Origin of the sequence: Trichocoleus desertorum ATA4-8-CV12, assembly GCA_019358975.1 — a bacterium.
GTDB classification, from domain to species: Bacteria; Cyanobacteriota; Cyanobacteriia; order FACHB-46; family FACHB-46; genus Trichocoleus; species Trichocoleus desertorum_A.
Genome location: JAHHIL010000031.1, coordinates 1 through 20,852 on the forward strand (window position 1 = coordinate 1; position 20,852 = coordinate 20,852).

15 protein-coding genes are annotated in these 20,852 nt (G+C 49.5%); 8 read left to right on the plus strand and 7 right to left on the minus strand.

From position 1 onward, the window contains the following. Positions 1 to 211 precede the first annotated feature (211 nt). On the plus strand, positions 212 to 409 hold the full coding sequence (locus KME12_18675; GenBank protein ID MBW4489812.1) for a hypothetical protein: 198 nt from the start codon (positions 212 to 214) through the stop codon (positions 407 to 409). 368 nt (positions 410 to 777) lie between these two features. After that, complete coding sequence (locus tag KME12_18680) at positions 778 to 3,783, plus strand: MFS transporter (protein MBW4489813.1); 3,006 nt, start codon at positions 778 to 780, stop codon at positions 3,781 to 3,783. A gap of 101 nt (positions 3,784 to 3,884) precedes the next feature. Here the strand turns inward: KME12_18680 and KME12_18685 are convergent, their stop codons facing one another. The 3 genes from KME12_18685 to KME12_18695 form a co-directional block, all read right to left on the minus strand. Next, positions 3,885 to 4,925: a chemotaxis protein CheB gene (locus KME12_18685; protein ID MBW4489814.1), complete on the minus strand. Its 1,041-nt coding sequence runs from the start codon at positions 4,923 to 4,925 to the stop codon at positions 3,885 to 3,887. A gap of 51 nt (positions 4,926 to 4,976) precedes the next feature. After that, a complete protein-coding gene (locus tag KME12_18690) occupies positions 4,977 to 6,701 on the minus strand; it encodes a response regulator (GenBank protein MBW4489815.1) in 1,725 nt (574 codons plus the stop codon). A 144-nt stretch (positions 6,702 to 6,845) separates the two neighbouring features. Beyond that, positions 6,846 to 7,424 (minus strand): glyoxalase-like domain protein, encoded by a 579-nt coding sequence (locus KME12_18695; protein MBW4489816.1) that lies wholly within the window; start codon positions 7,422 to 7,424, stop codon positions 6,846 to 6,848. A 280-nt stretch (positions 7,425 to 7,704) separates the two neighbouring features. On the opposite strand from KME12_18695, the gene KME12_18700 reads away from it, so the two are divergent. Both KME12_18700 and KME12_18705 read left to right on the plus strand, forming a co-directional pair. After that, positions 7,705 to 8,385 (plus strand): sigma-70 region 4 domain-containing protein, encoded by a 681-nt coding sequence (locus tag KME12_18700; GenBank protein ID MBW4489817.1) that lies wholly within the window; start codon positions 7,705 to 7,707, stop codon positions 8,383 to 8,385. An 89-nt stretch (positions 8,386 to 8,474) separates the two neighbouring features. Then, entirely contained in the window at positions 8,475 to 9,509 is a 1,035-nt protein-coding gene (locus KME12_18705; protein MBW4489818.1) for a tetratricopeptide repeat protein, read from the plus strand. A 102-nt stretch (positions 9,510 to 9,611) separates the two neighbouring features. On the opposite strand, the gene KME12_18710 is transcribed toward KME12_18705, so the two are convergent. From KME12_18710 to KME12_18720, 3 genes are all read right to left on the minus strand, one after another. Further along, positions 9,612 to 9,917, minus strand: a complete 306-nt coding sequence (locus KME12_18710; GenBank protein MBW4489819.1) for a hypothetical protein — start codon at positions 9,915 to 9,917, stop codon at positions 9,612 to 9,614. A 183-nt stretch (positions 9,918 to 10,100) separates the two neighbouring features. Continuing rightward, positions 10,101 to 10,955, minus strand: a complete 855-nt coding sequence (locus KME12_18715; protein ID MBW4489820.1) for a DUF2267 domain-containing protein — start codon at positions 10,953 to 10,955, stop codon at positions 10,101 to 10,103. A gap of 507 nt (positions 10,956 to 11,462) precedes the next feature. After that, positions 11,463 to 12,251: a DUF3891 family protein gene (locus tag KME12_18720; GenBank protein MBW4489821.1), complete on the minus strand. Its 789-nt coding sequence runs from the start codon at positions 12,249 to 12,251 to the stop codon at positions 11,463 to 11,465. 493 nt (positions 12,252 to 12,744) lie between these two features. Between KME12_18720 and KME12_18725 the strand changes: the two genes are divergently transcribed. From KME12_18725 to KME12_18740, 4 genes are all read left to right on the plus strand, one after another. Next, positions 12,745 to 13,599, plus strand: coding sequence for a hypothetical protein (locus KME12_18725; GenBank protein MBW4489822.1), 855 nt, complete (start codon positions 12,745 to 12,747; stop codon positions 13,597 to 13,599). A gap of 244 nt (positions 13,600 to 13,843) precedes the next feature. Continuing rightward, a complete protein-coding gene (locus tag KME12_18730; protein MBW4489823.1) occupies positions 13,844 to 14,728 on the plus strand; it encodes a fatty acid desaturase in 885 nt (294 codons plus the stop codon). A 99-nt stretch (positions 14,729 to 14,827) separates the two neighbouring features. Further along, complete coding sequence (gene prmC / locus KME12_18735) at positions 14,828 to 15,736, plus strand: peptide chain release factor N(5)-glutamine methyltransferase (protein MBW4489824.1); 909 nt, start codon at positions 14,828 to 14,830, stop codon at positions 15,734 to 15,736. 166 nt (positions 15,737 to 15,902) lie between these two features. After that, entirely contained in the window at positions 15,903 to 16,226 is a 324-nt protein-coding gene (locus KME12_18740) for a multidrug efflux SMR transporter (GenBank protein MBW4489825.1), read from the plus strand. On the opposite strand, the gene KME12_18745 is transcribed toward KME12_18740, so the two are convergent. Next, complete coding sequence (locus KME12_18745; GenBank protein ID MBW4489826.1) at positions 16,198 to 20,847, minus strand: PD40 domain-containing protein; 4,650 nt, start codon at positions 20,845 to 20,847, stop codon at positions 16,198 to 16,200. The two genes, KME12_18740 and KME12_18745, sit on opposite strands and share 29 nt — an antisense overlap. Positions 20,848 to 20,852 lie beyond the last annotated feature (5 nt).

A 20,852-nucleotide genomic window follows, 5' to 3' on the forward strand; every position in this document is an offset into this window, starting at 1 on the left:
GGGTAGGGCATACCCGAAGTAACGCTTGGGGAGAATCCCACCTCTGGCCTAGATGACGCAAGGACTCTAGGTTAAGTGGTTTCGTAGAGCCAAGAATCCCACGTGCTTTAGCCGTGGGAGTGTCAAGCTAGTTAACTATGGCATTACCGCTTGGTTAGCATCAGCAGGAGGTCAAAACCGAGCCAAGGAGAACCCGCTCCTGCCAATTGCGATGGGAGCCAAGATTTTAATTGACACGCTGGTGGCAGCCGAGCTAGCTCGCGAAGAGTGGAGCGAGAACAAAGCATTTTGTGAGTACTGCCAAGTGGCAACGCTGTGTTCGCTGGCTTCGTTAGCGCTAGCAGTACCAGAGGTCACAACTGCGGTGCAAACCCTAATGGGCAACCGAGAGATCAGCGCAGCCCGATAAGCGATCGCTGTTTTGCTGATTTCTTATATTTTGAGCAGGTGTTCCTACTACTTCGCTTTTCCTACAATCCTCTTGCGCCCCTCTTTTGATAGAGGGTGAACTTACTAATTGCCACTAAGTTGGGTAGGTAAACAAGGGATAAAAGTGGCGATCGCCTGCTGTTTTCTAGCAGCAAAATAGTTCCGAGATGCAGCAGGCAAAGCCACTTTGCTTCATTTACTTTGTTCACCACTGTTAACTCTGCCATAGGCCTGCTGTAGGTCAACCCTGGTATCAGCAGGACCGTTTTTGAGTAGAGGCTTACAAGTTGGTGGATTCCCGATTTGCAAAGGTTTGCAAAAAGGAAAGGCTAGCAAAAAGGAAAAACTATGTTTCAACATATTTGGGTTGCTCAAGCAGCTATCCCTGTAGAATCTTCAACTTTGGCGTTCCTTTCAGGGCCTCAGTTTTTCATCGCGCTGATTGCTGGGGTGGTAATGGCATTTGCCTTCCAATTGGTGCTCACCAACTTATCCATCGCTGCTGGCATCTCAGGTGCTGCTGATGCTCTAGACAGCGATGCTAACGGTTGGGGGAAGAAAATTCGTCGGGTTGAGGCAAAAGTTGGCGCTGGAACGATCTTGATCGTGAATACGGCTCTCTTTACGGCCTGTTTTCTCGCGGTTAAGCTGACGCTAATTCACGAAAGTAGCCTGGGTGCGATCGTCAGTGTGGTGATCTGGTCAGTCTATTTCCTGCTCCTCTTCTGGACGGGTTCTCGCGCCGTTGGGTCGTTGATCGGGGCAGTGGGTAGTACGGCTAGTTCTGGCTTGCAAGGGGTGGCAGCAACCGTAGCCACAGCTCTGAGTGGTCAAGCAGCTACTAGCCAAATCGCTAATACCGTAGAAGCGTCGGTGGGAGCAGTCAGAAAAGAATTGCAATCGGTGTTAGAACCCGATCGCCTGCGCGAGAATTTACAAGATTATGTCACCAAGCTGCAACTGCCACAAGCTGACTTCAAGGACATTTCCAGCCAGGTCTTAGGGCTACTAGAGAATCCTAATCTGCAATCCGCTGCCAGTTCCGTGACCAATGCAGCCACTAGCGCAGCAACTGATGCAGCCACTAATTTAACCGCTGCTCCTGATCTCCTCAGTATTGTTCAATCCGCGACACCAGAGGAACTCAGAAGCGGTAAGTTGCGGGAGCGCTTAACTGATTTGATTGGCAATCAATTACTAAGCAATGGGCAGGGGGATGGACAAAGCCAAGACAAGCAGGGAGCCAGTTTACGCGATCGCGCCTTGCAACTGGGTCTGGGTTCCCTCGTCTCTACTTTGGCTCAGCGAGTAGATCTCTCTGATCTCGACTTGCAGAAGATTACAGAGCAGTTGGGTTCCTTCCAACAGACTTTGGGAGAACAGGCAAGTCAAGCACTGGGAGCGGTGAAGCAAACTAGCTCGTTCTCACCCATTCGCACCGATATTGAAAATTACCTGCTCAATTCTCCTTTTTGGTATCTCAGTGCCAACGGTCTCGATCGCGGATTCCGCGAGGTACTTTACGACCCCAACGCCGATGCTAGAGCGGTACGGCAGCAATTAGAGCCGCTCAATCGGGGCTATTTTGTGGAAGTTCTGACTCGTCGGGATGGGATTACACCAGAGCAGGTGAATGATATTGCCGATGAAGTCGAAGTGGTTCGGCAGGAAGTGTTAGACACTGTGCGGGTCGCAGAGGAGCAGGAGCGATCGCAGGAATTGCGGCAACAGGTAGAAACCTACCTCAGTTCTGCCCCTAAAGAAGCTTTGAGTGCCGAGAGAATTCAGCAAGACTTTACTGCACTTTTGGCCGACCCTGAAGCCAGTTATGAAACCTTGGGCAATCGCTTACTCCAGTTCGATCGCGATACGCTGATGCAAATGCTGATGGCAGGGCAGCAAGACCTCAGCCAAGAAGAAGCAGAGCAGATTCGTACCGAACTGATGAATGTGCGCGATCGCTTCTTGAATGAGTCAGAAGCCACCTGGAACCAACTGCAAACGCAAACCAGCGACTTCCGCCAACGAGTAGAATCCTACCTGCGCGAAACTAATCCTGGCGAATTTACCCCAGATGCGATCCAGCAAACCTTCCAGACGTTGCTCAATGCACCGGAAGCAGGCTCCCAGGCGCTACAAACTGGGCTGGGGCAGTTGAATCGCGATACCTTACGGCAAGCATTGTCGCAACGCCAAGACATTAACCCAGAGCAAGTAGATCAACTCTTGGATCAATTTGAATCGGTGCGCGATCGCCTGCTCCAGGCTCCCCAGCAACTGACTGAGCAAGCTAGAGCCCAAGTGGATCAGCTAACTAACCAGATTGCCGACTATCTGCGGAATACCAACCTGGAAGAATTAGACCCAGAAGGGATTCAGCGAGATCTACAAACGCTCTTGAGTGATCCTCAGACAGGGGCTTCTGTCCTGCGCCAGCGACTCTCCCAAGTGGACCGAGAAACGTTGGTGAAGTTGGTTAGCCAAAGCGGAGATCTGAGCGAGGATCAGGTGAATCGTGCCATTGATCAAGTCCAGGAAGGAATTCGGCGGATTGTCCGGGCTCCCCAACGTTTAGTGACCCGCACCCGCGATCGCCTACGAGATTTTCCCACAGAATTGGCAGATTATCTCCGGCACACAAATCGCGAAGAACTCAATCCTGAGGCTATCAAACGCGATCTACAGCTCTTGATCAAACAACCACGGGCAGGTGTAGAACAGTTGGGCGATCGCTTAAGCCAGATCGATCGCGATACCATTGTCTCTCTTTTATCAGAGCGAGAGGATATCTCTGAGGAAGATGCTAATCGGATTGTGGATCAGGTATTGGGTCAAGTTCAGTCTGTGCGGGACCAAGTGACGCAGCAAGCGCAGAAAGTCCAAGACCGCGTGCAATCTATCACTAGCAGCGTGAGCGATCGCGTCCGCACCTACCTCAACACCCTAGATCAGCCAGAACTCAACTACGAAGGCATCCAGCGAGATGTTCGGAAGCTATTCGATGACCCGGAAGCAGGATTCGATGCTCTGCGCGATCGCCTCGGCCACTTCGATCGCGATACGCTGGTCTCTATCCTCAGCTCTCGCAAAGATATCTCTGAGGAGCAAGCCAACCGGATTGTCGATCAAATCGAGTCAGCCAGAGATAATGTGCTGCATCGCGCCGAACGGCTGCAACAGGAAGCTGAAAAGCGGATCAAAGCCGTGAAACACCAAGCCAAAGAGCAGGCGGAAGAAGTCCAGAAAACCGTAGCCACTGCTGCTTGGTGGTTGTTTGGGACTGCCATTACCTCTGTCGCTACTGCCGCGATCGCCGGAGTCCTAGCTTCTGGTGGCTTTGAATTTCTAAAGTGACGTGCTGAGTCTAAATCTCCTTAAGACCTAACTCCCAGCCCCTTCCCTAATAGGGAAGGGGAGCTAATGTACATATAAGGACAGGGGCGATCGCATTACAGTCACTTCTCTAGATCTTCATCTTGAAAGACTATAGTTTGCTTGGTAGAAAAGCCATTGAGAAGCAACTCCCGCAACGTTGACACCTCTTTATCTACATTGTCTGCGTTATCTTCATATTTCATTGCTGCCTTATGCAGATTTAGATTCTTCATCCGCTGGGCGATTTGGCGTGAGAGTGTTACCTTTTCTTCTAAGGCTCGAACAGCTGACCATAAAGCATTTTCTATATTCTGAGTTTGCTCAGATAAAAAGACATCCGCCGTAAAAGCATGCCCAACATGGCAACGAAACCGGAGAAAATCTCCATTGCCGATTTGCCAAATACTGCCGTTACATTCAGGACAGCTATAAGTGGTGCGAGTTCCAATGCTCTCAACATTCTCCAGGAACTCGTACGTATTCATCTGCTGTTCAGCAATCTTAGACTCAAACTCCATTTCTTGAGTGATAGGGTACGCTTTCTCCGCCGCCACTGGTTCTTTCGTCAAAGACACCAACAACGCTGGAATCTCCGCCAAGGGTAAGCAGTGGTCTACCTTGGCATACCTCATGGCACTTCTAGGCATACTGGAGTATTCTGCTTCTTCTGGGTCTTGCACAATGGCAATGCCACCCCGGTTTTTGACTGCTTGAAGACCTACAGTGCCATCATCCAGATAGCCTGTAAGAATTACCCCGACCACTCTAGGACCATAGGCACGAGCCGCTGAGCGGAATAAAGCATCGATCGCGGGTCTAAACCGATTTTCTTGGGGGCCCCGCACCACGCGCATGTATCCCTGACTCACCAACAAATGATGATCAGGCGAAGCAACGTAAATATGCCTTTTTTGAATTTTTTCTCCGTCTTCAGGATGACTGACCGAAAAGTTACTTATATCTTCTAGAATTCGGGGCAGCAGGCTAGGCGCACTGGCTGAAATGTGCTGGACAATAAAAATGACAGCATCAAGTTCAGCAGGCAAGCTACTCACAATTTTGCTAAGCGCTTTCAGCCCACCTGCTGAAGTACCAATTACGATGATGTCATGTCCAGACATAGATGCTTCTAACCACGTAATGCTCTACTTGCCAATTCTAGCGCTGCAAGTTCACCTGTTCAGGACTAAGGCGATCGCTGTAATTAAAGTTTCTGGCTCAACGGGTTTGACCAAATGTTGTTGAAATCCCGCTAGTAATGCTTTTTGGCGATTATCTTCGGTGGCATAAGCGGTAAGAGCGATCGCTGGCAGATCTCGATTTGGCTGCGAAGATGAGCGAATCCGTTGGATTAAAGCATAGCCATCCATCTCCTGCATCCCAATATCGCTCACCAACACATCCAAAGTAGATTGACTCAGGGCTTGTAAGGCAGCTTTGCCAGAGTTAACAGCGGTAACGTTGGCCCCAGCTGTTTCTAGCACAAAGGTAATGAACTGCAAAGTAAAGGGTTCATCATCTACCACCAGCACTTGGGTTCCTGATAAGTGGTAGTGCTGTTGGGTTGGGATCATCGCAGGTGTAGAAGCAGAAACATTGGGACTGAGAGAAGTGGGGCTTAGAGGAAGTCGCACAGTAAACGTTGCCCCTTGTCCTTCTCCGGCGCTGTCGGCTGTAATAGTTCCGCCATGTGCTTCTACCAACTGCTGAGAGATCGAAAGTCCTAATCCTAAGCCCCCGAATTGTCGCGTAATCGAGCTGTCTTGCTGACGAAACCGATTAAATACAAATGGTAAGAACTGAGGATGAATGCCTAGGCCCGTGTCAGCAACTGTGATTTGAGCATACTGTTCAACTTGTTCTAGCTCTATTCGAATCTGGCCTTTGCTGGGCGTAAATTTGATAGCATTCGCAAGCAAATTCCAAAATACTTGTTGCAGTCGGCCAGCGTCGCCCATAACTTGCCCGATCGCTGAGTTCAGCTTTGCCTCTACTTGAATAGATTTGGCTTCGATAGACAAACGAACGGTTTCTAATGCAGCACTAATCGGGACATTGAGCGGTACAGCAGCTAGATTCAGGGTCAATTTACCTTGAACAATCCGGGAAAGATCCAGCAAATCATCTACCAGTTGCGCTTGACGTTTCGCGTTCTGCTCGATCGCATCTAGCGCCTCTTGCCGCTTAGTCTCAGGTAGTCTCTTGGTTCGCAGCATCTTAGACCAGCCCAAAATTGGGGTCAGCGGCGTTCTCAATTCATGAGAGAGCATCGCCAAAAACTCGTCTTTGGTACGATTGGCGGCTTCTGCCTCATTCCGTGCTGCTTGCTCTTGTTGTAATAACTGCTCTCGTTCTTGCTCTAGGCACTTGCGATCGCTAATATCTCGTTGAATGGCGACAAAGTGCGTAATCGTTTGCCGAGCATCCCGAATGGGGGTAATGTTCCACTCTACGTAATACTCTGTCCCATCCTTATGGTAGTTGATGGCCTCGCCATGAAAGGGTTCTCCGCTCACCAAATGCTGGCGCAAATCATTCAGCAACTCGCGATCGGTGTCTGGGCCTTGGAGTAAACGAGGAGTTTGGCCCAAAACTTCTTCACTCGTATAGCCCGTCATTTCAGTGAAGGCTGGATTTACATAGACAATTTCTGGCCCTGGTAGATCTATATCTGCCGCAGTAATAATGATCGAATCCCTTGATTGCTGTACAGCAGATAGCAAGAGCCGAATCGCTTCCTCAGCAACTTGCAAATCTCGTAATGATGCAGTCAGTTTCCCTAAGGATTCTGTCAAGCGGCTTTTTTGCGGTAATGGCAGTTGGCTGGCATTCTGCTCCAGTTCTGCCACCCGCTGCTGCACATCTTGAATCTGTTCAATAAACTCGTCCCCGTTCACGTAATCCCTTCATCGCACAGCTTCAACTTCTATTGTGAAGGGTTAAACGGATGAAAGCATTTATACTCAGGGGGATTTAAGCAATTCTTAAGCCCCCAATAGCTATAACTTGGGGAACTGGTCAAAACTGCCCAAAGCTTGCGTCTAGTTTGAGACCTCTGCCAGCTCAATCACACGGCCTTCCCAGTCTTTGACTAAAAAGTTTAGCGGTTTTTCGCGACGGATTTTGTGCTTGATGCCTCGCGTTTGTACCCGCATCAGCACTTGCTCTAAGCAGTCGCGATCGAAACAGACGTGACGTTGGCGATCTTTTTGGCCAAAACTGGCTCCAGAAATGACATGAACCTGGGTATTTTTCTTCAGTTGGTACCACAGGCCATCAGTACCACTCACGCTACGGGTAGCCGTGGCTGGGCCACCTAAACTGGGGGACATATACAGTGGGTCAATGCTGGTTGCACCCAGAGTCTGCTCATAGTTGTAGTAGTAATGCAATGGCACCTCAGCAGCCGCCAACCCTAGCACCCCTTCATAGAACTGACGAGCGAACTCTAGGTCAGATACCATGATGGTGTGTACTTTTGGGGCACTGGTGAGAAACATCCACATGGCACCCGCATAAGCTGCCAAAAGCAAAACCATAATTCCTTGCGTTGACAAGAGGCTGTCTAACGGCAGGGCTGGGAAAAAAGCTCCCATTAAAGGCTGAGATAGGAAAGGCATCACACTCAATGCTAGAACCATGAATTAAGTGAGGGACTTAAGCCAATTGAACAGAATTCTAGAGATGGTGGCTGATACACATCGCCTAGTAATCTTAGTCTATCAAGCTAAACCTAAGCTTATTCAAACTTCAAAAAAGGCTGGCTTGTGCAAGATAGTCGATCGAACACTCTGAGTTGCTCTAAACATCTTTAACCAAAAAGAGTTTTAATTGTGGAAAACCGTGGATTATAGTAAGAGGCATTCCGATTGACGCTTAGCCAGTCAGTGACTGAAAATCGTGCAAATTCCTACGTTTCCTGAAAGCAATCATCCGATTGTCCAATCGCTCTTTCACCATAGCGATCAGGAGTTGTTGACGCTTTTTCAGCGCCATCCTGATTCGGGGCGATACTTTACGGCTATTTTTTGTCGCTACAGCCCGATTGTTTACACTTTAATTCGGCACTCGGCGCGATCGCCCGTGCAAGCTGACTATTTATTTGCCATCACCTGGCGGCACGTTTTTCATGAACTGGGCGGTCTGGATTTGCGATCGAGCCAGCTCTCGAACATCGAAAACCTGACGTTGCAAAATTGGCTGATTAATATGACAGCCTTTTGCATCAACCAAGCCGAGCTGCCTCCAGTCGAGTCGGTGCATTATTCTTTGCAAGGAGCTTCACCGCCGCTGTGGTGCTACGTTGAGCAGGCGCTAGACCAGTTGCCTCCAGTGCTGCGGCTGATGATTTTGATGGCGCAAACTTTTCACTGGAGCGAAACCCGGATTTCGGCGTACTTGCAGGCGGAAGGGGAAGCGATTTCACCCGCAGAAGTCAAAGTACGGTTGCAGGAAGGCTACCAGCTCCTAGAAGAGGCTCTCCCGGAAGATATTTGTGAAATTTATCTAGGTGGGAATACTAAGGATCGAACCGATGGGTTCGACTTCAGTTCCATCACACTGGAGCCTAGTGTTGAGTAGAAATCTTGTGCAGGATTTGCCTGCCCTGAGTCAGCTCTACTTAGCTAGGTATCTGTGATTCCATCAAGCTTGGTTGTGAGGAAATCGTCATGAGTCGCCGTTTATTAGCAGTTATTCTTGCGTCCGCATCATTGTTGGCGGCAACAGGTACAACTTACCTGCTTTACCCTACTAGGGCCAGCGCTGCCAGCTTAAACGAGCAGTTGAATATTCCCGTCAATAATGGTACTCAGGGCGAATTAAGAGATGAAGCCGATCGCCTAGTTCGGATTGGTGGGCAGTATGAACAGCAGGGGTCACTGGAAAAAGCGATCGCCTCTTGGCAACAAGCAGTGAAGCTCTACCAGCGCATTGGCGATGTAGCAGCGACTGGCCTAACCTACGACTTTATTGGCCTGACCTATGCCCAACTTGGGCGAGTTCGAGAAGCAGAGGATGCCCTGCGTCGGCGTTTGGCGATCGCCCGTGACAACCGCGACTTCAAAGGCGAAATCTATGGCCTCAATAATGTCGGGAGCGTATTATTGCAACGGGGTGCCCCCCAAGCCGCAGCCGCCACCTTTAACGAAGCCTTAGTAATCGCACGCAACATCAATAGCTTGGAAGGCCAAGGCTTGTCTCTGAGCAATTTGGGTTTGGCAGCCATAGCCAGCGGCAACTATAACCAAGGGATCAAACAACTAGAGTCAGCTCTCACCTATCGTCGGCAAGTGGGTGATCCGAGCGGTGAGGCCAGCACCTACAACAATCTGGGGGATGCTTACCGAGGAGCAAAACGTTATCAAGATTCTGCTAATGCCCACGGTCTAGCTCTACGGTTAGCTCGCACCAGTCGCGATCGCCCTAACCATCTCCGGGCTATTGATGGCTTAGTCGCATCCTATCGGCCTTTGGGTAATTACGCCCGTGCTTTGGAGTTGCTCGATCAGCGCCTGATTCTGACTCAAGAGCAAAGTAACCTCCGCCAACAACTCACCACGTTGCGATCGCTAGCCGAAATTTATCAAGCCGCAGGCAATCGTGAAACGGCCCGCAATTTTTACCAAAGAGCGATCGTAGTGGCACGGGCACTAGAAGATACCAGAAGTGAATCCCTACTCCTCGATCAACTCCGTCGGCTCTAGAAGTGACCTCTCCCCAAACCCCTCTCCGACGCGCCGAGGGGCTTTGAGCTTGGTTTGGCTCCCCTTCCCTAGTAGGGAAGGGGCTGGGGGTTAGGTCAAGAATTAGTTGACGAGAACTTGGCCGTTATTCTGAATGCGGATGACTTCTTGGTCGCTATCCAGGCGGGTGGTCTCATCTAGAGCAAAGCCGATCGCGCCTGCTTGGGCACCAGAGATCGGCGCAATCTGTACCAAACCTCGATCAGGACGGAGGGTGGTGATCGTCACAAGGACAGGTAAGCCTTGCAGCATCACTTCAGCGCCACCTGCTAGCGATCGCGGTTGCGTATGACCAACTACTTCATAGGTAATGGTGGTATCAGTATTATTTCTCAACATCACATCTACTTTGCCGTTGAGCGGAATCACTATGGCGATCGCATTTTGCAGAGTTTCGGGTAGAGGAAATTGAGTAGATGTAGTGGGGCCGACTCTGCCAAAGGACGTTCCCGTGATATTGCTCTTATTAGAAAACGATCGCTCTCCTTTTTACCAAGAGCGATCGCTAATGACATGGTTAAGCTTAAATCACGTTAAATCACGAGCTTAGATCTAAGCGTGTTCCCACATTTGGCGAATCTTGCCAGGGAGAAACTCAGCGATCTCTTTGATCCGATCTTCCGAAAGCTCATCTTTAGCAGCTGAGAAGACGGCTGTAATCACAGTTTCTTCATCGGTACGAGCTGGGAGACCTGATTCTTGCCTAATGCGGAAGAGGAATGTATCTTCTTTGATAATTAAAGGAGGACGCACACGGCTGAGGAAGCGCACCAAGGGATTGGTATCAATCCACAGGTCAGCCACTTCGTTTTGCAATGCTCTTTCGTCGGTCGGCTCCATAGGTTCGTGAAGTTCCTCAGCGACGCGATCGACCAATTCGTTAGTCATCATGTCACGCATCGTGCGGAAGACTACTTCAGTAATGTCTCTGGCGTCATAGAGGTCTTCTAGATTGGCTTTGACCATGACCCGCTCTAGGAAGGGTGTATCTTTGTCGGCGATCGGTACAGATGGGCCGCTCTCCAGCGCCTTCGGTGGGTCTGCGTTCATTTCATCCAGCATTTGCCGACCTTTCTCGGTCAGTTCTGCTTTCTTAAAAGAAATGAGGTGAGGGAGAGGGCCATCTGGGGCACCAAAGGTATCAGCAATTCTGAAATCGAACTCTTTAGGATGCACCGCATCAGGCACATCTTCCTGGTTGCCGTAGGCGTTACCTGTAAACTCAGCGTTGATGTATTTGCGTTGGTTTAAATAATCTAAGTGGCCGAGCACATCCTTGGGGGTAATTTCTAGACCAGCAAAGTCCGCTTCGGTAAAGTTGACTTCGTCGGGGCCAGGACCGCGATCGCTCTCATCAATTTTTCTCAACATGATGTAAACAACATCATCTCGAATGTCAATTGGCATAAAATTCTTCCATACTTCAATAGGGTTCAACGGCTGAAGCATTGATCTCTATTGATTTAGGCTTGTTAAACCCAGTTTTTATCAAAGCAGACTCAGAAAAAGTTCTAAAGTAGCCTGCCAAGAATCTCATCAAATTGAATTGCTACAGCCATCGATATTGAAATTAGTGGGAGAAGGACGACTCTTTCATCTGTCACAGGAAACATTCACACTCAAAAATTAACTAATTAGACACAAAGCCTCTCCTGAGGCGATTAACAACACATGAGGTCTGACTCTATCTCCTCCTTTTGAGGTAGAGAAAGACTATTCCTAAGATCAAGTAGTGAAGTGAAATCTTATGTAGGGTTGCTGTTTCAGCCATCCCTGAATTGTTGCCACAAGTTGCAGTTCAGATATAGTTCTTGAGGATTCAACTTGCCCAGTATTACCCAACAACTTTAATTAACATCTAAACAATCGTTTTGAGCCACTGTTTACTTAGTTTGGTTCAGATATTTAGTTGGTTCAAACAGCGGGGTGCAAGGTCGCTGTCAGTGTCACCCAAGGCGCATTCGCTAGCTGTTGGTGCATAGTGGATTCATTCGGTGCAGGCGATCGCAAAACCCGCCCCTCAAATAGCAGCGAAACAGAGCTGGCTCGAAAGCACCAAGGCTCAACCTGGAGTTGGGTAGGGTCGTTATGTAGGGGCATTAAGGCTAAAGTTGTGTCTTCAGTCGCGATCGGAACCTGGTCGAACTGCCGTTTCTCTGTGACTCCCATACAGATAGCCAAGGAGAGTGCATCCCATATCGCCACGAGCTGTCGGTTACGAGCGATCGCCTCTGGAGTGACATGGGGGGCATAACCTGGATCTTGTTGCAACTGAGCCATGTGCTGTTGTTGAAATGCTTTCTCTTCTCTCAGAAATGCCTCGACCAAGCGAGTAGATTCGGGTGACTTTTGCCAACTGGTAAAGCGTTCATAGAGCCCAGTGCCATGTAGTGAGACTAACAGGGCCGCATACCGTCCCATTGGCATAGCCAAGTGTTTTGCTCCCGCCCAGAGTTTGGTGTGAACCGCTGGTGCCACTTCCATAAAACTGTGAGGATAGCCAGTTTCAGGGTTAAAGGTAGGAGAAGCCTCCCAAGGTATCCAGCCAATGTCGTGCTGCTCGGCTCCTAGACACACGGCTTCGTAGGGAGCAAACGAGCCAAAAGCTTCATTCCCCCAGGCATGGGCCAGTTGTCCCGCCACCCAAGCGTGAGTAGGCTGAGTGATACAAATTCGATCGGTGCTGATGGTGCGATAGAGCATGATCTGTTGCAGCTTGATTCCTTCTATAAATTCTCACCCCTAATCTTTGGTTTTCTATGTAAAATTCCTCGCTCTTCATCAAATATGAAAAACACAATAATCTGGCGCAGATGTTTATACAGAGTTCAATGAAATTTAACATCACTTAACTTTAATAAATTCCCAATTAAATCGTGTTTACCGATACACAATTTCGTACGCATTCAGAAATCAAGCTTCATTCTTTAAGGACTTAATTAAGTACTAGTGTTTATACTGATGGAGATTTTCTTGGACAAGAGTAAAAATCATTGCAGGATATGACTGATTACCGTAGAAGTTGCTACGGCTCATAACGACTAAACTTTACAGTTTTTTGACAACTGAGTAAGTTTGCTGGAGCTAGAAAGAGAGCTTTTTGCCTCCAGGCGGCATTATTAGACTTGGATCTGATGCCGTAGTTTTATGTGTTGCAAAATTATCCCAAGTCTACTCAAGGTCTACCGAGGAATTAATGATCACCCTAGAAGATTTTCAGCCTTGGCTCAATATTGATAGTCTAAATCATGTAATGACAGAGGCTTGTAGAGAGGCAACCATTAGTCCCCAAGCTCTCTACCTGTTTATGCAAAGATATGTTCGCTACGGCAGGAATTTTAGTTTTGCCGTTCCCATTTTGTCAGGAATCATTGGTTCCAGCCATCTTTTTCAAGATCCCACGCATCCCATCCCAGCTCATGCTGAGCGATCGATGGATCTGGGTGCCAAAATCTTTACTGCTTCTATTGAAGAGTTCATTGATCCGAGAACAGGCGTATCCCATCGCACCTTATCCTATGGTCTGCTAGATAAGCTGGCTGAGTATGCCAACTTGTCTAATGCCGAAATCCAAGAAATTGCTCACTCAGGCTCTTGGTTGGATAACCTGCTAAAGCAAGTCCAAATCGCTTACCAGGGACAACCGGATGATTTACCGAGTTTGGTGCGAGCGATCGGTTTTCATGTCGCCACGGAAACAGTAGGAGATAACGAATTTAGCATCATTAATTCTGTGATCTTCTCTCAGCAACGCGATCGCAGCTTTGGTCACTTCATTCGCAACAGCAAGCTCAATTTTTCTCAAGGCACCGTCAGCCCTTGGTATTGGATTGTGGTTCATGGCACCTTGGATACTAAAGGGGTAGAGCAAAGGCACTCTGCGGAAGCTTTTTCAGCCCTGAATGATGTGGTCCAATACACCTCTGCATCAGAAGCACAAGTGATTGAATGGGCAGGACAAGGATTTGCTGAATTTGCCCAGATTCAAACCAGCTTTTTTGAACAAGTACAGAGAGAAGTTCACAATTCCGTGACTGCTTTGGCAGTTTGAACTTTCTCAAAAAATATATGGAGATCGGGGCTAGGAAGAATTGAAATCTGCTATCTTTCGCGATCGCGCATCACTCACTTGAGAATGTAATTTCCAGGGATATGGGTGGGAGCGTCAAGGCTTGGAGACAAACCAACTTCTAATGACTCATGAGAATGAGTTGCTTGATCCTGGCTGCGTGCCAGAATAGCACCGAAAAAACTCCTCAAAATCAAGCCATCTGAGAAAGGAAGGAGAATAGACAATGCAGGAAATGCAAACAAGGCCAGAGACTAGCTTCTTTGGCCAACGTGCTACTTTTATGACCAAGCTGGCAGTTTTCGGTATCCTAACCACCACTTTGGGAATCGCGATCGCGGCACTGCCTCCACCTTTCAAGCCTTTACCTCAACTTCTACTCGGTATGATGTTTGCTCATGGAATAGAGCTACAGCACGAACTTACCCATCACATTATCTTTGCGAATGAACGGCTCAATCGCCTAGTCGGGATTATGCTAGGGTTGCCGATGCTCGTCTCCTTTTCGCTTTACAAAGCGCTACACGGCCATCATCACCGCACTTTAGGAACGCCTGAGGATCAAGAATCCTTCAGCTACAGCTACGAAAAACTCACATCACTGAGAGGATTCATTTCTCATCTGTCAATGTTCAGTCATTACACCGCTGCGTTGGCAAACATACGCGCAGCAATCCTAAATCAACTCAGGAAGGATGTCCCTGCTAAAGTAGCCTACCGAATTCAGAACGAGTTTCGATTTCTAGGCGGCTTGATCTTGCTCCTGCTCATGGGGTCAGCTTTAGGGCACACATTGGTGGTTTGGGATATTTGGCTAGTGCCTTTAATTCTGAGTGCGGGACCTGTTCATGCCCTGATTGAATTGCCAGAGCATTTGGGCTGTGACCAACAAACAATCGATCCTTTTCGCAACACTCGCAGTATCCGGGCTGGCAAGTTAATCACCTGGTATGTCAATGGCAATAATTATCATGTTGAACACCATGTGAATGCAGCGCTACCTATCAATCAACTAGCTAACTTTCATGCTCAACTCGCACCCCAGATTGAACATGTAGAACCTTCGTATTGGGCTTTCTACAAAAAATTTTTTCAGCAGTGCTGCCGTTAGCTTTGACCTTGGCACTGGGGATCGGGGCTGAAAAAAGATATCGAGAAACCAAAAAAGACTCACGACTCATCTGTATTGCTAAATTTTGGAGGTTGATCAATGACTACTCTGCAAACACAAACTATTTCAGGTTTAGAACTCTGGCAATGGCGTAATCAGGCAAGACAAACGGCGATCGCAGCCGATGTTTCTGTCACCGAACTAGACTGGCTACTTCAGCAAATGCTAGGTCTTGACGGCTTAGTACTAGAATTAGAATCCTTTAAAGACCGAGCTGAAATTCCTTTACCATTGCCGCTCTCTCATTTGTCTGCTCTCTGGCAACGACGACTGAACGATCGCGTCCCTGTGCAGTATTTGGCGGGTGTGGCGCAATGGCGAAATCTCTCCTTGCAAGTCTCTCCAGATGTGCTGATTCCTCGCCCGGAAACAGAAGGTCTGATCGATATGGCGATCGCGGCTGTGGCTCAAAGTTCGCTGCCTCTTAGCGAAGGCCACTGGGCCGACTTAGGGACTGGAAGTGGAGCGATTGCGATCGCGTTGGCGGATGCCTTCCCCAAGATCTCAATTCACGCAGTCGATTGTGATGCGGCGGCTCTAGCAGTGGCTCAAGTTAATGCTGAGCGGTATGGCATGAGCGATCGGATTCACTTCTACCAAGGCTCTTGGTTTGAACCTCTAGCTCATCTCCAAGGTCAGTTCAGCGGCATGATCGCCAATCCGCCTTATGTCCCTAGTACTCGACTAGCGGAAATGGACCCCGAAGTGGCGCATGAGCCTCAACATGCTGTCTATGGCAATGGCCAAGATGGTTTGGACCACGTTCGTCACCTGATCAAGTTTGCCTCTGATTACCTGATGCCTGGAGGAGTTTGGCTGATGGAGATGATGGTGGGGCAGTCGGAAGCTGTGACTGACTTACTCCAAACTCAAGGTCACTATCGGGATATCCAAATTCACCCCGATTACGCAGAACGGAACCGCCTAGCGCTTACCTACCGAGCCTAAAGATCGGAGAGCCAAAAAGGGGCAACTTGGGTTTGGGTGCAGAAAAATGCTCCAGATCTGGACTGCCCCGTTCTGCTCCCACCCAATACAACCTGAAGTAGCAAAATCAACGTGGTGCAATAGTAGATGTAGGTTAATAAGGAAAGATTCTAAAGTACCTGCCCCAATGTCCCAAAGCTGGATATTTCTTGCATTTGCCATTATTTGCGAATTGATCGCGACTTTATGTTTAAAGCAAACGAGCGGTTTTGTTAATTCCAAATATCTTCTAGGTTCTCTGATTGGTTATCCAGCCGCTTTTATTTGTTTTGGCTTCTCCCTCAAGGGCATAGAAGTGAGTATCGCCTATGCCATTTGGTCTGCAATTGGGATTGTCGGCACCACTGTCCTAGGAGCTGTTTTGTTTGGCGAAAGCCTGAGTAATTTCAAGATTGCCTGTATATGCCTGATTATCTTTGGCGTCATTGGTCTGAACGTCGCCAAAAGATAGCTTTTCTGATTTCTGACTTGAGTTGCCCGATGGCAGGTGGTGATGAATCTGGGCACAGTTGGCGATCGCGAGCATTTACTGTGGGGTTAGTGCGTAGATAGTCTCTAACCCAGTCACATCCTTGTTGCCTGAGCCAGTTAAGCTCTAAATTCCACCACACAACTTTTCCATTGCTAGCGGAGATAATTTGTTGATTATCCGCGCCAAACGTAGCTCCGGAGACACCTGCGTTATATCCCTGAAGCGTCTTTAGCAGGGTGCCATCCAAACTCCAGAGTTTCACTGTGCTGTCGGCACTTGCAGAAACTAATGTTTGGCCATCGGCACTAAAGTTGATATTGGTGACGGTATTACTGTGACCCCGTAAAATGTTGAGCAATCTACCATCCACACTCCATAGTTTGACGAGATTGTCACCACTGGCGGATGCTAGCATTTGACCATTGGGGCTAAAGCTAATTGCTAGAACGCTGGAATTATGACCTTCTAAGGTTTTTAGCAGCAATCCATCGCTCCTCCACAGACGAATCGTACTGTCTTTGCCCGCAGAAGCCAACGTTTGACCATTCGGACTAAAGCGGACAGCTAAGGCTAAATCTTGATGGCCCCAGAGAATGTGTAGCAGTTGGCCTGATGAATTCCAGAGCCGTACTGTTTGGTCGAAGCTGGCAGAGGCTAAAGTTTGACTATCGGGGCTGAAGTCAACATCATAAACACCATCGCTATGACCGACGAAGGTGGTCAGTAAAGTACCGTCCTGCCGCCAAAGTTTCACCGTACCATCGGCACTCGCAGAAGCCAGGGTTTCACCATCGGGATTAAAGCGGATGCGATAAATCGAGGCTGGATGCCCTCGCCATTGGCGTAGGAGCTGGCCGTCTTGTTGCCAGAGTTGGATGAGACCATCTCGGTTGGCTGCGGCAATCATGGGTCTCTGGGAACTTGGATGGGAACTTGGATGGGGACTGAGGCTAGTGATACTACTGCGATCGCCAATGGTTTGTAAGGCTCGGCGCTGAACTTGCCAGAGTTTGACGGTGCGATCGCCGCTTCCAGAAGCAAGTATTTGTCCATCTGGACTAAAGCTAACCGCTTCAATCCGAGCGCTATGCCCAGGCAAGGTTTGGATTAGTTTGCCCTTTAAATTCCAGAGTTTGACGGTGCGATCGCCGCCGACAGAGGCTAACCTTTTACCATCCGGGCTAAAACTGATGGCTGTCGCTGCGCCGTGATGCCCTGGCAAAACCTGAGGGGGCGATCCATGCAGGTTCCAGAAGCGAATTGTTTGGTCGTTACTTGCGGAAGCCAGCACTTGGCCATTGGGGCTAAAGCGCACCATGTTCACTGCCCCTTTGTGACCTTTAAGAGTTTGTTGCAGCGTGCCGTTGAGCCGCCATATTTTGATGCTGCCGTCACTATTAGCAGCGGCTAGCGTCTGCCCCTGAGGACTAAAGCTGAGATGCTGGATGCTGACACCTCGATCAGTCCAAGTTTTGAGGGGCGTACCATTGCGGTGCCACAGTTTGATGGTGCCGTCGCTACTGGCTGAGGCGAGGACTTGACCATCGGGGCTAAAACTGGTGGTGGTTATAGTTGCCGTATGGCCTCGGAGAACTTGGAGAGGTGTGCCATTAGCTTGCCAGAGCCGCACCGTTTGATCGGCACTACTCGATACGATCTGTTGTCCATCTGGGCTAAATTGTACCGCTGTGACGCGATCGCGATGACCGGAGATCCGGGTTTGCAAGCTGCCATCCAACCGCCACAGCAAAATGGTTTGGTCTGCACTCGCTGAGGCCAGGTTTTGCCCATTGGGACTAAAGCTGAGGCTGGTGACCGAATCTCGATGCTGTTCGAGTCGTTGGCGCTCTTGCACCGTATAGAGAGCCTGTAGCAGCGTCGAGGCAACTCGCAGCCGCGTGGTCGGGGTTACTCCTGACTGGTCTTGCAGTTGGTTGCCAGCGCGGAGGGCTTCCAATAAGGCATCGAACGCTTTGTCAGAGGCTAGTAGGGCTTCTGAGGAAAAGCTTTGAGCACTGAGTTGAGCATTGAGCGTTTGCAGGTCTGCTCGTTGCCATTGCAAGGCTGCGATCGCTCCCAAAACCAATGACCCTAATAATCCCAAACTGAGACCAAAAATTACTCGGCGGCGGCTCCGGTGACGCTCCACCTGTTCTTGGTGTTGGTAAGCTAAACTGCGCTCAATAAAGGCTTGCTCTTCTGGACTCAAATCCGCTCCCTGCTCTTGTAGCCAGAGTTGTGCTTCTAGCAAAGGAGCGCCTCGCAGTAAGGCTCCATCATCGCGATCGCTGACTTGCCATTGCCGAATTAGCGATCGCAGTCGCTCTTGCCACAGCCGAAACGTCCGCACCTCTTCCATCCACTGCCGCAACCGTTGCCACTCACGAATCAACGCCTCATGCACCACTTCTGCGGTTTCTACACCATCGGCGCTGCGATTCGTCACCACCAATCGAGCATCAGCCAAGCGCCTGACCAGGGGCCAGTTAGTTTCGCCAATCTCACTGCGGGTGGCTAAGCGGCGAATATCGGCGCTGCCTTCTCCAGGGCGTACTAACTGCGTCAACAAGCGTTGCACCTGCTTTTGCTCAACCGCAGCCAGCTTTGCATAAACCTGCTCAGCATAAACAGTTAGTGCTTGATTGACTCCGCCGATCGCATCATAGGCAGCGTGAGTTAACTCGCCTTGTTGCTGTCGCTCCCAGAGTAGAGTCAGTGCAAACTCTAGGAGGGGCAGGTTTCCCGGAGCTTGACTAATGCTCTCCAAAATCCGCACAGTCAGGCCATCGGCAATTTTGACTTGTATCAAGGCAGCGGGTTTGGCGATCGCGGCTTCCAAATCGGCGGTACTCATGGGGCCAATTAGCTCTGGGCTAAACTGACTCAAGGCATTGGCAAAAGGGCGGTAAGCTAAAGCGGATTCCAAAAAGTCTGCACGCAGGGTCAAAACCAGTGTGCAGGAAATTCCGGAAGGCAGCAGGGCCAAGAGCTGATCGAGAAATTGCTGGCGTTCAGCGCTCAGTTGGCAAAGGGTATAGAGTTCCTCAAATTGATCTATCAACAGCAGGCATCGGGGCGCGGTTGGGTTTCTGTAAAGGATTTGCTCCACAACATTGGGCAGAGTCAGCGTTCCTTGTTGCAGGGCAGCAGCGAGTTGATTGGCCGCAATTAATTGTTCTGTCTCGCTACGGTCTGGCTCTAGCAGGGCTACCAACTGCTCCGCCAAGCGGAGGAAAGGCCGTTGGCTGGGGCGTAAGCTACAAATCAGCCAATCTCCCTCCACTCGTAGACGGGGAATTAGCCCTGCTGCCACCAGCGAAGATTTACCACTACCAGAAGGCCCAACGATCGCGATCAGTGGTTGAGTGACGGCAATGTGCAGCAACTTATTGGTAAAGGCTTCTCGCCCAAAGAAAAACGATGCGTCTGACTCTTGAAAGGCTGCCAAACCACGATAAGGACAAGGTGGGATGAAAGTTAGGGAAACAGACTCAGAAATTTGCGTGAATTCCTGAGTCCTTGATTGCCATGACATCGGTAGCTCAGCAGGATTTTGGCAAATAACCGGGAGCCAACTAGCACAGGGAAACTCATCTTCTAATCCCTGCAACTGTTCTCTAGCTTGTCGCACAGCTAGATAGAGCGGCTCTCCCTGAGTGAAGGCCGCGAGAAAGGCTTTCAAGAACTCCTGAGCCACCAAATCGGGCACAGGCTCTCGCATCACGATCATCTGGGGGATATGCAAAGCCTGTAGATCGTGGGCTAACCCCAATCCATCACAAGAGTTGAAGATGGCTAATTGCAATCCCTGCGCGATCGCCTGCTGGAGGGCATGTTTCAGGTTGCCTAACCCCAAACGTTGATTAGGATTGATTGCGATTTGACCTGTGGCTCCATCCGCTTGACTGGCGCTATGTCCCGCAAAAAAGAGGATATCCCAGCCTTGGGCATCCCAAAGTTGTTGATTCAGTTCCCGGCGGTGGGGTTCTACCAAAAAGACCACTTCAGCATTGGGGGCGAGTTGGGTCAGGAGTTGGCGATCGGCTTCTGTGTCGATCCCTGTCCGATTGCCCAAAATTGCGAGAATTCGGATCTTGTCTCTGGCGATCGCAGGACGCTCTAATCGTTCATATCCAGGCGCACTGAGAGCTAGCTCGGCGTTCGGGTAGCGCTCAAAAAAGTCCCAGCGATGCCAAGGTAAGCGGCGCAGACGCAGATCTTCAACTTGCAAAATCAGCCGAATCAGATCGGCAGGTGACAGTTTCTCTAGCAGCTTTTCGCGGACGGGACGAAACGAGTCAGCACTGAGCCAATGATTGAGATTGGCGCTTAAAGCCTCAGCCGCATCCTGACAGATCGTGGTGAAGGAAACTCGATTTACTTGCCCTGCTGGCGCTTCAATCCGTAAGTTGAATTGCCAACCTAGAGCTAAATAAGCTGTCTGCCAGTGCTGGTAGTCCTCCAAAATGGTGAGGTTGGGTGGGAGAAACCCAGTAATTTCTGTACTGGGGCGATCGCCTTCCGCACCAATCTGCAACGTTACCGGAAAGCCCCGTTCAAAATCGCCCGGACCCAGTTTGAAGACAACTAGCTTCCCCATCCTCA

Bases quoted from the DNA above. Each gene is read 5' to 3' on its own strand.
- KME12_18725 (MBW4489822.1), top strand. From the start codon at position 12,745: ATGATCACCCTAGAAGATTTTCAGCCTTGGCTCAATATTGATAGTCTA.
- KME12_18730 (MBW4489823.1), top strand. From the start codon at position 13,844: ATGCAGGAAATGCAAACAAGGCCAGAGACTAGCTTCTTTGGCCAACGT.
- KME12_18705 (MBW4489818.1), top strand. From the start codon at position 8,475: ATGAGTCGCCGTTTATTAGCAGTTATTCTTGCGTCCGCATCATTGTTG.
- KME12_18720 (MBW4489821.1), bottom strand. From the start codon at position 12,251: ATGCTCTATCGCACCATCAGCACCGATCGAATTTGTATCACTCAGCCT.
- KME12_18715 (MBW4489820.1), bottom strand. From the start codon at position 10,955: ATGCCAATTGACATTCGAGATGATGTTGTTTACATCATGTTGAGAAAA.
- KME12_18740 (MBW4489825.1), top strand. From the start codon at position 15,903: ATGTCCCAAAGCTGGATATTTCTTGCATTTGCCATTATTTGCGAATTG.
- KME12_18680 (MBW4489813.1), top strand. From the start codon at position 778: ATGTTTCAACATATTTGGGTTGCTCAAGCAGCTATCCCTGTAGAATCT.
- KME12_18695 (MBW4489816.1), bottom strand. From the start codon at position 7,424: ATGCCTTTCCTATCTCAGCCTTTAATGGGAGCTTTTTTCCCAGCCCTG.
- KME12_18675 (MBW4489812.1), top strand. From the start codon at position 212: ATGGGAGCCAAGATTTTAATTGACACGCTGGTGGCAGCCGAGCTAGCT.
- KME12_18685 (MBW4489814.1), bottom strand. From the start codon at position 4,925: ATGTCTGGACATGACATCATCGTAATTGGTACTTCAGCAGGTGGGCTG.
- KME12_18745 (MBW4489826.1), bottom strand. From the start codon at position 20,847: ATGGGGAAGCTAGTTGTCTTCAAACTGGGTCCGGGCGATTTTGAACGG.
- prmC (MBW4489824.1), top strand. From the start codon at position 14,828: ATGACTACTCTGCAAACACAAACTATTTCAGGTTTAGAACTCTGGCAA.